Annotated in this window: 15 protein-coding genes; 9 read left to right on the top strand and 6 right to left on the bottom strand. The window is 53.9% G+C overall.

Annotation, left to right across the window (positions count from 1 at the left end):
* The first annotated feature begins 180 nt into the window (after positions 1–180).
* From ilvA to fghA, 9 genes are all read left to right on the top strand, one after another.
* On the top strand, positions 181–1,440 hold the full coding sequence (gene ilvA / locus BJF95_RS18930; protein WP_425348705.1) for a threonine ammonia-lyase: 1,260 nt from the start codon (positions 181–183) through the stop codon (positions 1,438–1,440).
* Between the two features lie 74 nt (positions 1,441–1,514).
* Entirely contained in the window at positions 1,515–2,636 is a 1,122-nt protein-coding gene (locus BJF95_RS18935; protein WP_175577291.1) for a pectinesterase family protein, read from the top strand.
* An 84-nt stretch (positions 2,637–2,720) separates the two neighbouring features.
* Entirely contained in the window at positions 2,721–3,653 is a 933-nt protein-coding gene (locus BJF95_RS18940; RefSeq protein WP_075640957.1) for a DMT family transporter, read from the top strand.
* Between the two features lie 253 nt (positions 3,654–3,906).
* The gene (locus tag BJF95_RS18945; RefSeq protein WP_075640958.1) at positions 3,907–4,353 is read left to right on the top strand and encodes a hypothetical protein; all 447 of its coding nucleotides are present in this window, start codon (positions 3,907–3,909) and stop codon (positions 4,351–4,353) included.
* 200 nt (positions 4,354–4,553) lie between these two features.
* Positions 4,554–5,681, top strand: coding sequence for an S-(hydroxymethyl)glutathione dehydrogenase/class III alcohol dehydrogenase (locus BJF95_RS18950; protein WP_075640959.1), 1,128 nt, complete (start codon positions 4,554–4,556; stop codon positions 5,679–5,681).
* Positions 5,681–6,154 carry a GNAT family N-acetyltransferase gene (locus BJF95_RS18955; protein ID WP_075640960.1) on the top strand — a complete coding sequence of 158 codons (474 nt, stop codon included), beginning with the start codon at positions 5,681–5,683 and terminating at the stop codon, positions 6,152–6,154. The genes BJF95_RS18950 and BJF95_RS18955 overlap by 1 nt, the downstream gene beginning before the upstream one ends.
* 5 nt (positions 6,155–6,159) lie before the next feature.
* Positions 6,160–6,609, top strand: a complete 450-nt coding sequence (locus BJF95_RS18960) for a YaiI/YqxD family protein (protein ID WP_075640961.1) — start codon at positions 6,160–6,162, stop codon at positions 6,607–6,609.
* The gene (locus BJF95_RS18965; protein WP_083638908.1) at positions 6,606–7,280 is read left to right on the top strand and encodes a DUF1345 domain-containing protein; all 675 of its coding nucleotides are present in this window, start codon (positions 6,606–6,608) and stop codon (positions 7,278–7,280) included. Before BJF95_RS18960 ends, BJF95_RS18965 begins: the two co-directional genes overlap by 4 nt.
* A 49-nt stretch (positions 7,281–7,329) precedes the next feature.
* On the top strand, positions 7,330–8,160 hold the full coding sequence (gene fghA / locus BJF95_RS18970; protein ID WP_075640962.1) for an S-formylglutathione hydrolase: 831 nt from the start codon (positions 7,330–7,332) through the stop codon (positions 8,158–8,160).
* Here the strand turns inward: fghA and lpxB are convergent.
* The 6 genes from lpxB to bamA are packed head-to-tail and all read right to left on the bottom strand — an operon-like array spanning position 8,155 to position 14,937.
* Positions 8,155–9,330: a lipid-A-disaccharide synthase gene (gene lpxB, locus BJF95_RS18975; protein ID WP_075640963.1), complete on the bottom strand. Its 1,176-nt coding sequence runs from the start codon at positions 9,328–9,330 to the stop codon at positions 8,155–8,157. The two genes, fghA and lpxB, sit on opposite strands and share 6 nt — an antisense overlap.
* 2 nt (positions 9,331–9,332) lie before the next feature.
* A complete protein-coding gene (locus tag BJF95_RS18980) occupies positions 9,333–10,184 on the bottom strand; it encodes an LpxI family protein (RefSeq protein ID WP_075640964.1) in 852 nt (283 codons plus the stop codon).
* Positions 10,185–10,187: 3 nt separating this feature from the next.
* Positions 10,188–11,003 carry an acyl-ACP--UDP-N-acetylglucosamine O-acyltransferase gene (lpxA, locus tag BJF95_RS18985; protein WP_075640965.1) on the bottom strand — a complete coding sequence of 272 codons (816 nt, stop codon included), beginning with the start codon at positions 11,001–11,003 and terminating at the stop codon, positions 10,188–10,190.
* Positions 11,000–11,464, bottom strand: a complete 465-nt coding sequence (fabZ, locus tag BJF95_RS18990; protein ID WP_075640966.1) for a 3-hydroxyacyl-ACP dehydratase FabZ — start codon at positions 11,462–11,464, stop codon at positions 11,000–11,002. The genes lpxA and fabZ overlap by 4 nt, the downstream gene beginning before the upstream one ends.
* Complete coding sequence (lpxD, locus tag BJF95_RS18995; protein WP_075640967.1) at positions 11,461–12,528, bottom strand: UDP-3-O-(3-hydroxymyristoyl)glucosamine N-acyltransferase; 1,068 nt, start codon at positions 12,526–12,528, stop codon at positions 11,461–11,463. Before lpxD ends, fabZ begins: the two co-directional genes overlap by 4 nt.
* 48 nt (positions 12,529–12,576) lie before the next feature.
* Positions 12,577–14,937, bottom strand: a complete 2,361-nt coding sequence (gene bamA, locus BJF95_RS19000) for an outer membrane protein assembly factor BamA (RefSeq protein WP_075640968.1) — start codon at positions 14,935–14,937, stop codon at positions 12,577–12,579.
* Positions 14,938–14,965: the final 28 nt, after the last annotated feature.

The following is a 14,965-nucleotide window of genomic DNA, read 5'->3' on the forward strand; positions in this document are numbered from 1 at the left end:
TGCACCAAGATGCACAGCGATGAAAATATTCGTTGGAATGATGATGAACACTGGCGAGCAAGATAAAGTATTTCGGGGATCATGGCGGAATGGGTGGCACAGCCCTGTTCGAAGGCGAGGGCAAATTTTCCGTGCATTTCGCAAGGGTATGTCTTATCGAAGCAATCTCGCAGTATGGGAATGACGACGATGATGAAATCTGGTGTTGATCACGCGGTGAATGCAGTTCGGGAATTGTTTGCGGCAACGCCTCTGCAACTGAACGAGCACCTGAGTACGCTGTTTAACGCCGATATTTATCTGAAACGCGAAGACTTGACGCCGGTGCGCTCCTATAAGGTGCGCGGTGCTTATAATTTCTTTCAGAAAGTGATTGCCAAGGGCGACACCGACAAGGTGTTTGTCTGCGCGTCTGCCGGTAATCACGCGCAAGGTTTTGCCTTTGCCTGCCGCCATTTTGGCGTTAAAGGCGTTGTTTTCATGCCCGTCACCACACCACAGCAGAAAATTGACAAAACCCGGAAATTTGGTGCCGAGTTTATTTCCATTCGGCTGGTCGGCGATATTTTTGACCAATGCTACAAGGCCGCTCGCGATTACGTTGCAGAGGCCAATGGCTATATGGTACCGCCCTTTGATCACGCTGATATTATTGAAGGCCAGGCCACGGTGGCCGCAGAAATTGTTGAGCAATTGCCAGAGGGCGTCACACCAGACCTTATCATTCTGCCCGTTGGCGGCGGTGGCCTGAGTGCTGGCGTTACCAGCTATCTGAGTGACACCCTGCCGCCCTCCTCTTTTATCTTTGCCGAGCCTGTAGGTGCACCCAGTCTCAAGCGCTCGCTGGAGGCGGGCCATGTTGTTACCCTTTCCAAGGTCGACAATTTTGTCGATGGGGCTGCCGTTGCCCGCATTGGCGATACCAATTTCGAAGCATTGAAGCATTTTTCTGCAGATCAGGTGATGCTGATACCGGAGAATGCCATTTGCGGCACCATCATCGACATGCTCAACGTCGAAGGCGTGGTTCTGGAACCCGCCGGTGCGCTCTCTATTGCAACGCTCGGCCTTTTGGACCCCAAAAGTATCGAGGGCAAAACCATTGTGTTAGTGGTGTCTGGCGGCAATTTTGATTTTGAGCGCCTGCCGGACGTCAAAGAGCGCGCCATGCGATACGCGGGATTGAAAAAATATTTCATCCTTCGTCTGCCGCAGCGTCCCGGTGCCTTGCGTGATTTTCTCAACCTGCTTGGACCAGAGGATGACATTGCACGGTTTGAGTATCTGAAAAAATCTGCCCGAAATTTCGGCTCCATCCTGATTGGCATTGAAACAACCGAAAAAGAAAATTTCGCCGGTTTGTTTGATCGGCTTGAGCAAAACGGATTGGGCTTCGAAGACATCACCGACAATGAGATCCTCGCCAATTTGATTATTTGAAATCTCGGCCGCGGCAGAGGAGATCAATCATCGTGTCTGAGCTATCTCGCCGCATATTCATGAAAGGCTGTTGCATGGCTGCTGTTGTTTATGGTGCCTCTTCCAGGGTGGCACAGGCGCAAACCCCAAACACGCCAGATGCCATTGTCGATCAAAACCACATTCGCCAAGCCACGCAGGATGGCACACCGATCTATGGTACGGTCGCAGACGCCCTCGCCAGCGCACCAGACAACAGCGTGACCCCGTGGACAATCGCGCTTATGCCCGGCCACTATAGTGAAAAGCTGACGATCACCAAACCGAATATATGTCTGGTTGGCAGCGGACGCGGCGAAACATGCATTGCATTTGATGCCTTTGCCGGTGCGGAAAAACCCGATGGCACCGGCCAATGGGGCACCCCTGGCTCGGCTACGCTCACCATCAACGCGCCCGATTTCAAAGCTTACCATCTGACCATAGCCAATGATTTCGACTTTCTCGACAATGATCGTCGTGATCCCCACGGGGCCAACCGCATCGGTGCCAGTCAGGCCGTTGCGATCTATTTGGGAAACGGTGCCGATAGAAGCCTGTTTTACGATGTTGCCATGACAGGCTATCAGGACACCGTGTTTGCAGATCGCGGCCGTAGCCTGTTTTCCCATTGCATCATCAGCGGTAATGTCGATTTCATCTTTGGCGGCGGGGCCGCATTGTTTGATCATTGCGACATTGTCAGCCGTCCGCGCGCGGTCCCCACCACCCTGCCCGCCGGCTTTGTCAGCGCACCCAGCACCGCCAAAGACAGCCCGTTCGGGCTTATTTTTCGCTATTGTGATCTGAAAAAAGAAAATGCCGATCAGCCTGCTGGCAGTCACTACCTTGGCCGCCCCTGGCACCCGACCCGTGACTTCAAAGACGGGCGCTACGCCGACCCGGACGCCATTGGCCAAGCCGTGTTTTTTCACTGCCATATGGAAGACCATATCGCCACGGATGGCTGGACCTCTATGTCCGGTCTCGCGAAAGATGGCCAGAGAAAATGGTTCCAGCCCTTAGTCGATGCGCGATTTTTGGAATATAAAAGCACTGGTCCCGGCGCAAACATCAATGCAAGCCGCCCGCAATTGTCCAATGCAGAAGCTTTAACCTATAGCCCTGAACACATATTGGGTGACTGGAAACCGCAACTCGAACACTTCAATTTATAACGCGGGAGAAACCGGAGGGATAAGCCCCCAGCCCTTGCATCTTACTCATGTGCGTGATCATCATTGGAGAAAATAGGAACTCCGATGGCTTCTGTCTCCGATACAACCTCCAGCCATTTGCAAGGCATGGCCTTGATGGCCGGCTGCATGCTGCTGTTGCCGGGCATGGACGCGATTGCCAAATATATGGCCAATATGCAGGGAATGTCGCCCGGGCAAGTGACCTTTTATCGCTTCTTTTTTCAACTGGCCTGCACGCTCCCCTTTCTGATGGTCTTGCAAGGCCGCCATGCCTTTACCGCCAAACGCCCATTTCTCAATCTGCTGCGTGGCGCGCTGCATGGTGCTGCGAGTTTGTGCTTTTTTGCCGCCGTGAAATATATGCCGCTCGCCGATGTCTTCGCCATCTATTTCGTCGAACCTTTTATTCTCACCGCCCTTTCCGCTTTGTTTCTGGGTGAAACCGTCGGTTGGAGACGCTGGCTTGCCATTCTCGTCGGTTTTGGCGGCGCAATGATTGTCATACAGCCGAGCTGGGAGGTTTTTGGCGCAACGGCTTTGCTTCCGGTTTTGTGCGCCTTCCTGTTTGCGCTCTACATGTTTCTCAACCGCGCTATCGGCAACGCGGATTCGCCCATGACCATGCAAACGATGTCAGGTGTAGGCGGAACAGTGTTCATGGGCGGAGCCATAGTGCTGGGTCACGCTGCTGGCAGCGCAGATTTCACCCCATCTTTGCCCATCAACGCTCTTGGTCTGGGCCTTCTGGTGCTGCTCGGCGTTTTGTCAGGCTATCTCCACCTTCTGGTGGTGAAAGCCTTTCGCATGGCACCTTTGTCTGTGCTGGCTCCTTTTCAATATTTCGAAATCATCGCCGCAACCGTGCTTGGCTATAGCCTTTTTGGCGATTTCCCGACCCCATCCAAATGGCTCGGCATTGGCATTATTGTCGGCTCCGGCCTGTTTATTCTTTGGCGGGAACACAAGCGCAACCGCAACACGACGCAAACCCCATAGCCAGCCCGTGACATCAGGCAGGCACGAAGGAAAAGAAACGATATCCCTAAAAAGGTACAGGACACAAAAAGGTGTTTGCCTTGGTATAACATCTTCAAAACGCACTGAATTACTTAGATATTTGCACCAAATCTCCACAAACTTGCATCAACCCAACACAGATTAACACATCATAAACCATAGCTATTAGCTTAAGAGCAACGGGTGCGAACTACAGCAATCTGCGGTTTCATGAAGAAACGAGGTTCTGAGCATGAGCGATTTTCGGCTCTCATTTCCAGCGTGTGTTATCGCTGGAAAGACGAGATTGGACTTACATGACGTTGTCCTTCTCAAAACATACAGCCTGCCCAATGGCGTTCGCAACCGAGGCGATGCCATGACACTTTTGGTTCTAAATTCTTGCTGCCCCGAAAAATGTGCGGAATGGCACAGCTATTTCGTCGAAGCGATGGCGTCATACATCGTAGAAATTTTAGAACCCAAAAACCGTATTGATCAAACAAAACTCGACTGGATGACAGAGATCTTCATGACAGACGGTTTGGCGAATTCACCCATTGATGGCGAAGTGCTTCTCGGTGTCATGGATTTGTTGATCCATCCAGCCAAGAGGTCTCACTCGAAACTTCACAACTGGCAATTGCCGCAGCATGAAGACGCATCAATGCAGCCCCACGAGCACATTCGCATGCATTGACAGCACGGCATGCAGCAGGCTGCAAATCGCCCTGCTGCTTGGAAAATCCTGTGGACCACAATCGATAGGCCCGCCATTTTGCCATGCATTTCAAAGCATGCGAATAGTGGAATAAATGGAATAAAATCGAAATCGCATCTTGAGGCTTTTTGCCTGAGGGTGCAAAACTCGCCCGAGAGATGTGAAAGGGAAAAAAGAAAATGGATGTTCGCGCCGCCGTTGCCACACAAGCTGGCAAACCACTTGAGATTATGACCGTGCAACTGGAAGGCCCCAGAGCCGGAGAAGTTCTTATTGAGGTCAAGGCCACCGGCATTTGTCATACCGATGATTTCACGCTGTCCGGCGCTGATCCTGAAGGCCTGTTTCCCGCCATTTTGGGCCATGAAGGTGCAGGCATTGTTGTTGATGTTGGTCCCGGCGTCACGTCCGTGAAAAAGGGTGACCACGTTATTCCGCTCTACACGCCGGAATGTCGGGAATGCTACTCCTGCATGTCGCGTAAAACCAATCTGTGCACCGCCATCCGCTCCACACAGGGTCAAGGCGTGATGCCCGATGGCACCTCGCGCTTTTCGATCGGCAAGGACAAGATCCACCACTATATGGGCTGCTCGACATTTGCCAATTTCACGGTTTTGCCGGAAATTGCGCTGGCGAAAGTCAATCCCGATGCGCCCTTTGACAAGATTTGTTACATCGGTTGCGGTGTTACCACCGGCATTGGTGCGGTGATCAACACGGCCAAGGTTGAAATTGGTGCGACAGCCATTGTCTTTGGCCTCGGCGGCATTGGCCTCAATGTGCTTCAAGGTTTGCGCCTCGCAGGTGCAGATATGATTATCGGCGTTGACCTGAACAACGAGCGCAAAGCTTGGGGCGAAAAATTCGGCATGACGCATTTCGTCAATCCGAAGGAAGTTGAAGGCGATATCGTGCCCTATCTGGTCAATATGACCAAGCGCAACGGCGACACAATTGGCGGAGCGGACTATACGTTCGATTGCACCGGCAATACCACCGTTATGCGTCAGGCGCTGGAATCCTCGCACCGTGGCTGGGGCAAATCGGTGGTCATCGGCGTTGCCGGTGCAGGTCAGGAAATTTCAACCCGTCCGTTCCAGCTCGTCACCGGGCGCAACTGGATGGGCACCGCCTTTGGCGGCGCGCGTGGCCGCACCGACGTGCCAAAGATTGTCGATTGGTATATGGATGGAAAGATCATTATCGACCCGATGATCACCCACACCATGCCGCTGGATGACATCAACAAGGGCTTTGAGCTGATGCACAAGGGTGAAAGCATCAGAAGCGTGGTGCTCTATTAATGGCGTCCGCGCCCTATCAGGTTCACACGCGGAGAATGGAAGACTTCTCCGCGCATGAGCTTTATGCGCTGCTCAAGATGCGAGTTGACGTGTTTGTGGTGGAGCAGAAATGCCCCTATCCAGAGTTGGATGGCAAAGACGTTGGCGCTTTGCACGTCACCCTGCTGGATGGCGATGATCTGCTGGCCTGTGCCCGCATTTTGCCACCCTCGCAAGCTCAAGACCCCGTGAAAATCGGCCGTGTCGTGGTGTCACCCAGCCACCGCGGCAAGCATCTTGGAGATGCATTGATGCGCGAGGCGATTGCGGTATGCGAACAGCATTTTCTCGGTCACGCCATTGCGCTGTCCGCCCAGAGCCATCTTCAGCTTTTCTATCAATCTTTCGACTTTGCGCCGACCTCGGCGGAGTATCTGGAAGATGGAATACCGCATATCGATATGGTCAGGCCCGTCTCGATCGGAAGGGCTTGAGCATCATGATTTACGTTGATGCCGATGCCTGCCCGGTGAAAGCCGAGATCTTGAAAGTCGCAGAGCGCCATAATTTTCCGGTGACGTTTGTGGCAAACTCCGGCCTGCGACCTTCCCGCGATCCCATGGTCACCAATGTCATCGTTTCCAGCGGTTTTGATGCGGCCGACGACTGGATTGCCGAGCGCTGCGGCCCGAGCGACATTGTCATCACCGCAGACGTACCTTTGGCTGGACGATGCGTTGCCAGTGGCGCACTGGTCACCGGCCCCACGGGCCGCGTGTTTGACGACACCAACATCGGTATGGCCACGGCCATGCGCGATCTTGGCGCGCATTTACGCGAAACCGGCGAAAGCAAAGGCTACAATGCCGCCTTCAGCCCGCGCGATCGTTCTCAATTCCTCGAAACCATGGAAAAGCTCTGCCGTCGCAGCAAGGCCGTCACATCATGAAGATGCCAGGAAAGCTCCGGTTTGCGCACAGCCTGCGCTCGCATCGCCGCAGTCCCTTTTATGCCGCAAGCATTATGGGGTTAATGACCCTTGTGATCTTGCTGTATATCAAGCCAGCGCTCTCGATTGAATCCGCAGCAATTGTGTTTTTTCTGGTCTACCTCGGCTTTATGATCAGGCGTATTCCAACGGTCACCGCTGAACGGCTAAAAACCAGCCCTGAGCGCGATGACGGGCCAGCGGTCCTCATTCCCGTTGTAAGCCTTCTGGCAATCGTCGCTGCCGTCGTGGCCTTGTTCAATGCGCTCAATCAATCCGGCACACCCGATCTGCTGAAAGTGTCGCTGGCATTCCTCTCGGTTATCAGCGGGTGGTTCACCATTCACACCATGTTTGCCATGCATTACGCACATCACTACTGGCAATATCGCAAGAGTGATCAGGGCGAAGGGCCGCGGCAGGGATTGGACTTTCCCCAAACGGAAGAACCCGGCAGTTACGACTTTCTCTATTTCTCCTTCGTTATCGGCATGACCGCCCAGACCTCTGACGTTGCTGTCACCACAACAGAGATGCGCTGCATCAATCTTGCCCATGCCGTCGTATCATTTTTCTTCAACACGGTCTTGGTCGCCGCCGCCGTCAACGCGGTGGTATCAATAGCCTCTTAAAACGTCGGACTGAAAAGACGGAAAACCATTGCATTCTCAGGAGAGCAGCATGAAAATCCTTTCCCAAAACACCGCATTCGGCGGCATGCAGGGCGTGTTCAGCCATGAGTCAGATGTCTGCAAAACCGAAATGGCCTTCGCGGTCTTTGTGCCACCACAGGCTATTTCTGAACCCCGCCCGGTGTTGTGGTATTTGTCGGGTCTCACCTGCACCCACGCCAATGTCATGGATAAAGGCGAATATCGCCGTTTGGCAGCCGAGCTTGGTTTGATCATCGTCTGCCCCGACACCAGCCCACGCGGCAATGACGTGCCGGATGAACTGACCAACTGGAAGATGGGCAAAGGTGCCGGCATGTATCTCAATGCCACCGAGATGCCTTGGTCCGAGCACTTCCAGATGTATAGCTACATCACCGAGGAACTCCCCGCGCTGATCGCCTCACAGTTTCGTGCTGATATGACAAGGCAGGGCATATTTGGCCACTCCATGGGCGGCCACGGCGCGCTGACCATTGCCTTGAAGAATCCAGAGCGTTTCAAGAGCTGCTCGGCATTTGCGCCCATCGTCAGCCCACTGAAAGCGGATTGGACACAGGACGCCTTTGAGAAATACCTTGGCCCGGACCGTGCCAACTGGCGACCCTATGACGCCTGCGCCCTGATCGAAGATGGCGCACGCTTTCCGGAATTTCTGATCGATCAAGGCAAGGCCGATAGCTTTCTGGAAACGGGTTTGCAGCCGTGGCTTCTGGAAGAGGCTGTCAAGGGAACTGATATTGGCCTCACGCTGCGCCAGCACGAGCGCTATGACCACTCCTATTATTTCATCTCATCCTTTATGGATGACCATCTGCGCTGGCATGCGGACCGACTATAGGATCTTCCGATCCTTTAAGAGATCCAGCACAACCTTCGCCCCTGCCTCACCGGCGGGGGTTTCTGTCTGCATCTTCTGCCACACCAGATCAAAGCCCTGCATCATCGCATGATGTTCCGGTGTATCGCTCGAAAGACGCTCCATCCAGCGTGCCAGCGACGCACCGCGCAACTGCTCATTCAAATATTCCGGCAACACGACATAATCAGCAATCACGCTGGGCAGCGCCCCGGTCCAGATCTTGATGCGCTTGTGCAAAAGTTTGATCAACCAATCGGTCTTATAGGTCGAAACCACCGGCACGCCGGCCAGTGCTAGCTCCAGCAATACCGTTCCAGACGCGGCAATGGCAGCATCGGCTTGAGCAAACGCCCGCCACTTCTCATCTTCGCCAATTAGAATTTCGGGCTGAATGGCCCAATCTTTCACGGCATCGCGCACCATCTGTTCGCGCCGCGCCAATGTTGGCAGCAAAAACCGTGTGGGGCCGTTTCGTTCCACGAAAATTTGGGCCGCATCGCCCAATACCGGCGTCAGTCCCGAAATTTCGGCCCCGCGCGATCCGGGCAGCAGCATAATGGTTTTGGGCGCACCCAAGGCAGTGAGAGGCCGAAGCGCGCGCGCCGCGCGACAAGCCAGAACAGCCGGATTGGACGCGAGACGATGACCAATGAAATGGGTTTTCGGCCCCCCCAAACGCTGCATAACGGCGGGCTCAAATGGCAAAACCGCCAGAACCGCATCAACATACCCCAGCATGGCTTGAGCGCGATATTCCTTCCACGCCCACACGCTGGGACATACGTAATTCACCACCGGCAACGCAGGCATTGCAGCGCGCATTTTTTTGGCAACCCGATGGGTGAAATCAGGACTATCGACAATCAACAAAAGATCGGGTTTCGCTTCACTCAACGCCTTGGCGGTTTTGCCAATCAGCGAAATGAACCGTGGCAATCGTGCCAAAACCTGGGTGATGCCCATCACCGAAAGTTCAGAGAAATCGAACAATGATGTCAGTCCCTGTGCCTCCAATGCAGGACCACCAACGCCGATCAACTCGATTTCGCCAGCATACTGGCGTTTCAAGGCGGCAATCAGATCGGCCCCCAGAAGATCGCCAGACACTTCACCTGCAATCACCGCAATCTTCAGCCGTTTTGCATTCACCGTCACATCTCCAGATCCAAACCAAAGACGAAGATACCCGCAGCGTCAGCACGCTTCAATGTCTCTTCCCGCTGCAACAGCAGTGCCCGCCCGGCCTGCACAGCAACGCCCGCAAGGCCCGCTGCCGCCACCCGATCAATCGTGGATTGACCGATGGTTGGCAGGTCCGCACGGATATCCTGCTGTGGCTTGCACAGTTTCACGAGAACACCGCGGCGCTTGGCCGAAATGCGACCTTCAGCACGAAGCTCCGCCACCCGTTCCAGCATTTTATCTGTGCCTTCAACGCCTTCGAGTGCGACAATGCGCCCGCCGACGCTTACGGCCCCCTGCCCGACATCCAGACGCCCAAGCGCTTCGGCAGCGGCCATTGCCGCTGCTATATCGCGTCTATCATCTTCATTCGGAGCCTGATGCCCCAATGGTCCCGTCTCGGCCAGCAGCTGCGGGGCAATCTCGTGGGCACCCACGACGCGGCACCCTTGCGCTTCGATCAACTGAATGACCATCTTGAGCACAGCATCATCGCCGCCTGACAGCAGTGTTTTCACCGCGAAAGGCAGCTTCACCAAAAAGCGAAGATTGAAGTGTATCTCATTGAAATTTGGTCTTTTCTTGACAGCACCAGACATGACCACACGTTTGATGTCGTGTTTCTTGATCAGGCTTGCCAATTGGCGCATATCGCCAACGCTGATCACTGCGTGATCAAAGCCACTCCAGCGTTGATCGGCTTCATTTTTCAGTGGAAAGATGAAAGGATCTTCACCGGCTGCGCGCGCCGCATCGGCCACGTAAACCGGCAGCATGCCGCTGCCGGCAATAATTCCGAGCCGTCCGGCCTCGCCGGTCATCGCTCAGCTCTTGCCACGAAATGGTGAAGACAAGGCCCGATCACTGTCTGCCGCAATGAAATCAAGAACTTCCATGGCTTCTTTACAGTCAGCAAACTCGTCCCGAATGGCTGATGCTTTTTCCCGGATCGCACCCTCCTCATCGAACAACGCCTTGTAGGCCTTGCGCACCCGATGGATGGTGGCGCGGTCAATGCCAGCCCGCGTCATGCCAACAACATTCAGCCCGCCAAGCAGGCCCGGGTTGCCATTCAACATGCCATAGGGAATGAGATCGTAGCTACAGGCAGAAAGGCCGCCAATAAAGGCTTGCCGTCCGATACGGGTAAACTGATGCACAGCACATCCACCGCCCAAAATCGCCCGATCATCAATTTTGACATGCCCCGCCAACATAACGTTGTTCGAGAGAATGATGTGGCTGCCAAGCTGGCAATCATGAGCGACATGCGAATTGGCCAGAAAAAGGTTGTGATTGCCCACAACTGTACGCCCACCACCCTCGACAGTGCCGCAATTGATCGTCACACCTTCACGCATCGTGCAATGATCGCCCACGTCCAGGGTCGTTTCCTCGCCCGTATGATGCACACTTTGCGGATCGCCTCCAATCACAGCATTGGAGAATATCTTGCCGTAAGCGCCAATTGTTGTGCGCCCGGTCACCACCGCATGCGCCAGCAATTCCGTGCCTTCGCCCAGCACCACCTTGGGACCAACATAGCAGAATGGTCCGATGGTGACATTGTCCCCAATCACCGCGCCATCTTCGATGACACTTGAGGGATGAATGCGCGCGCTGGCCGAAATGGATGTCATTGTTCTTCCTTACGTACGATCATCGCTCCGATATCTGCTTCCGCCACGAGAGCGCCATCAACTTTGGCGTCGCAATGGAATTTCCAGATATTTCCACGCTGCTTCTGCTTGGCAACGTGATATTCCACACGATCTCCAGGTACCACAGGCTTGCGGAAACGGGCATTATCAATCGTCATAAAGTAGACAAGATCCCCAGCATTTCCCGATTTGCGTGCACAGATCGCACCAGCCGTCTGCGCCATGCCTTCAACCAGCAAAACACCCGGCATAATAGGCTGAGTTGGAAAATGGCCGGTAAAATGTGGCTCATTTGCCGTCACATTCTTGATGCCGATGGCAGAGCTGTCGCCATCAATATCGATAATGCGATCAACCAATAGAAAGGGATAGCGATGCGGCAGGAGCTTCATGATCTCCAGAATATCCGCCTGCCCCAATTCATTCTGCTCAATAGTCATTTCTGCCCCTTTCTCGCTTTAGCTCTGTTTTCAGATCGCGCGATGATCTCAGCACAATCTCGCAGAAACTCTCCAAGTGGACGCGCTGGTATTCCGCCGAATTTCTCTCCAGCGGGAAGATCGCCCACAACGCCGCTCATGGCGGCAATTTGAACACCATCCCCAATCTTGATATGGCCGTTCACACCCGAACCACCGCCGATAAGCACGCCATCACCAATCACTGTGCTTCCGGCAATCCCCACTTGCGCCACAATACCGCAATGGCGACCAATGCGGACGTTGTGGCCAATCTGAACCTGATTGTCGATCTTGGTGCCTTCACCGATCACCGTGTCATCCATCGTGCCACGATCAATGGTGGTGTTTGCGCCAATTTCAACATTATCTTGAATGATCACGCGGCCGATTTGCACGATCTTGACCATACCACGGGCCCCAGGTGCATAGCCGAAGCCATCCTGACCAATGCGCACGCCATTGTGAATAATCACGCCATTGCCAAGATAGGCGGCAAGCACACTCGCTCCTGCCGCAATCGAGCAATTGCGCCCAATCTTGACACCCCGACCGATCACAGCCCCAGCGCCGATATGGCACCCCTCGCCGATCTCGACGTCCGCACCAATGACCGCCATCGGCTCAACGGTAACTCCACCTTCAAGCCGCGCAGATGGATCGACAAAAGCCGCTGGCGAAATCTCTGCTGTTTGTGAACGGGAAATGTGCAAAGGAAGCTGCGCCTCCGGATGCAAAATCTGCCCGGCAGTCGCAAATGCAGCGTGAGGATTCTTGATCAGGAGAACAGGAATATGGCCTGGCACCAATGAGCGAAGAGCTGGATCACATAAAACCGCCCCTGCATCGCAAGTCTCAAGCTCAGCGCGATTTTTTCTCGAAAGAATGTAGCAAAGCTCGCTTTTCTTGGCCCGGTAAACCGGCGCAACGGACCGTATAAGCCGATCCTCTGCGCCGTCACTCGTCACCAATTCCGCCCCAAGCTTCTCAGCCAACTCTTTCAAGCTAACCCCCGCATGGGGCGGGTAAAAATGTTCATGCTCCATTATACAATCCCAGACCTCTGAATTCGTCTGAGGTTCCGACTATAGAAATCAGAACTGGTTCGCAATGGAGAATCGGAACTGTTGCACTTTGTCGTAGCTCTGCTTGACAACAGGCTGTGCAAAATCGAACCGCAGTGGACCAAATGGCGATGCCCAGATGATACCGGCACCAACGGACGCGCGCCATTCCATATCGGAACCCTGCACGCCAGCGCTGTTTTTCACATCATTTCCATAGAGAGTTCCGGCATCACTGAACACCGCAAGTCTCAAACCGGCATCCTGCGGAACACCCGGCACTGGCATGCTGGCTTCAGCAGAGGCTGTGAAATAGGTAGTGCCGCCAAGCGGATCTTCGTTGGTTGGCATACGAGGGCCGATACCGTTGTTCTTGAAACCACGGATTTCCTTGCCGCCGATCTGGAACTGGTCGAAGACATTCAGGTTGCTACCCGTTGCCATAACGTGACCGGCACCAACGGAGAGCGAGCCGATAACGTCAAGCTCGTCGGACAGCGTCTTATAGTATTTCGCCTTACCGTAGATCTTGTAGAACTCGGAATCACCACCGAGACCTGCAAATTCATGCGTGAAGCTGGCGTAGATACCTTCATGTGGCAGTGTGCGATCATCAAGTGTGTTATACACGAAGCTCTGCGACACCGACGACTGAACCCAAGGGCTTCCAGCAATCAGGTCGAGATAGGGTGCGGACATCACATCATCACCACCACCACGCACACCGTTAGCACCATAAGCGCCGTTATTCTTATACTTAATTTCCTTGTAAGTATAACGGAATGTAGTCGCCAGGTCTTCCGTAATCGGCGCGGTTACACGAATTGTGCCCCCCTGCTCGTCATACTTATAGAAATCGTTGCTGCTGGTTGTGCTCTTGAAAATATCAAAGCCGACAGCGAGACGATAGCCCAGGAAATAAGGCTCGGTGAACGAGAGATTGTAGGTCTGGCTGTTATCTGTACCAGCGCCTGCAGCCACGCGGATATACTGGCCGCGACCGAGGAAGTTCTTTTCTTCCACGGATGCCTCAAGCACGAGACCGCCACCACCAACAGCATAACCGGCACCGATGCCGAACGAACCCGTGGACTGATCCTCAACATTCACGACAATGATAACGCGGTCAGGTGCGCTGCCCTGCGCTGTCGTGATATTGACAGAGCTGAAATAGCCGAGCGCCTCGAGCCGACGCTTCGCACGGGAAATAACTTCCTGATTGAAGGCATCGCCTTCGCTGATATCGAATTCGCGGCGAATAACGTAATCGCGTGTACGGGTGTTACCCCGGATTTCAATCCGCTCTACGTAAGCGCGCTCACCCTGGTCCACCATGTAGGTAACACCAATTGTGCCTGTCTGCATATCGCGATTGCCACGAGGCACGATACGAGCAAAAGGATAGCCCATTGCAGAAACGCGCTTGGAAATGGCTTCCATCGACTTCTGAATTTCGCGAGCGCTGTAAATGCTTCCTGTCGAGGTCGTAACAAGCCCCTTCAACTCGGCTGCATCAACACCGGCAACAGAACTGTCAACGCTGATATCGCCAAACTTGTAACGCTGCCCTTCGTCGACCGCGATATTGATCGTGTATTCGTTGGTCTGCTCATTGAGCGACGCGTCAGACGAGACGATTCTGAAGTCTGCATAACCATGATTATAGTAGAACTGACGCAGTTGCTCTTCGTCAGCCTTCAGCTTGTCTTCGTTGTAAACATCCTTGCGGGTCAAGAAAGACAGCGGATTGGATCTTTTCGTGCTCAGCACCGCAGCGAGGCGACTGTCACCATAGGCATGGTTACCGGAAAAGTTAATCGCAGCAATCTTGGTTCTATCGCCTTCATTGATGACAAAAGCAAGATTAACGCGACCAGCACCAACAACGGCTGTCTGGGTTGTCACCTGAACATCGCTACGGCCAATTGCGGCATAGGCGGCCTTGATACGACTGATATCCGCATCCACCAATTCCTTGCTGTAAGGTCCAAGCGGCTGAGTCTGAACAACGGTTTTCAGCTTGTCATCCTTGATCTTCCGATTGCCGTTGAAGACAACCTGGTTGATCAACTGATTTTCACTGACATTAACAACGAGGGAGCTGCCGGAAACGGAGATCTTCACGTCCGAAAAATATCCGGTGCCGTAAAGACGCTTCACCGAATCATCGATATCGGAATTCGTGAAAGCCTTACCCGGCTGGATCGTCAAGTTCGAGCGGACAGCCTCCGTCCCGACGCGGGTTGCCCCGCGAACATCGATACGCTGGATGACTGCAGCATTAGCCACAGACGTAGACGCGATAATACCGATCCCAGCACTCAGGGATACTACACCAGCAGACAGCGCTACCGCCGACACCGCGTTCAAAAATCTTGAACCAGCCTTCATGTGAACTTCTAACCTTTTTTCCGTTGTC

Source organism: Rhizobium oryziradicis, from assembly GCF_001939045.1.
Lineage (GTDB): Bacteria > Pseudomonadota > Alphaproteobacteria > Rhizobiales > Rhizobiaceae > Allorhizobium > Allorhizobium oryziradicis.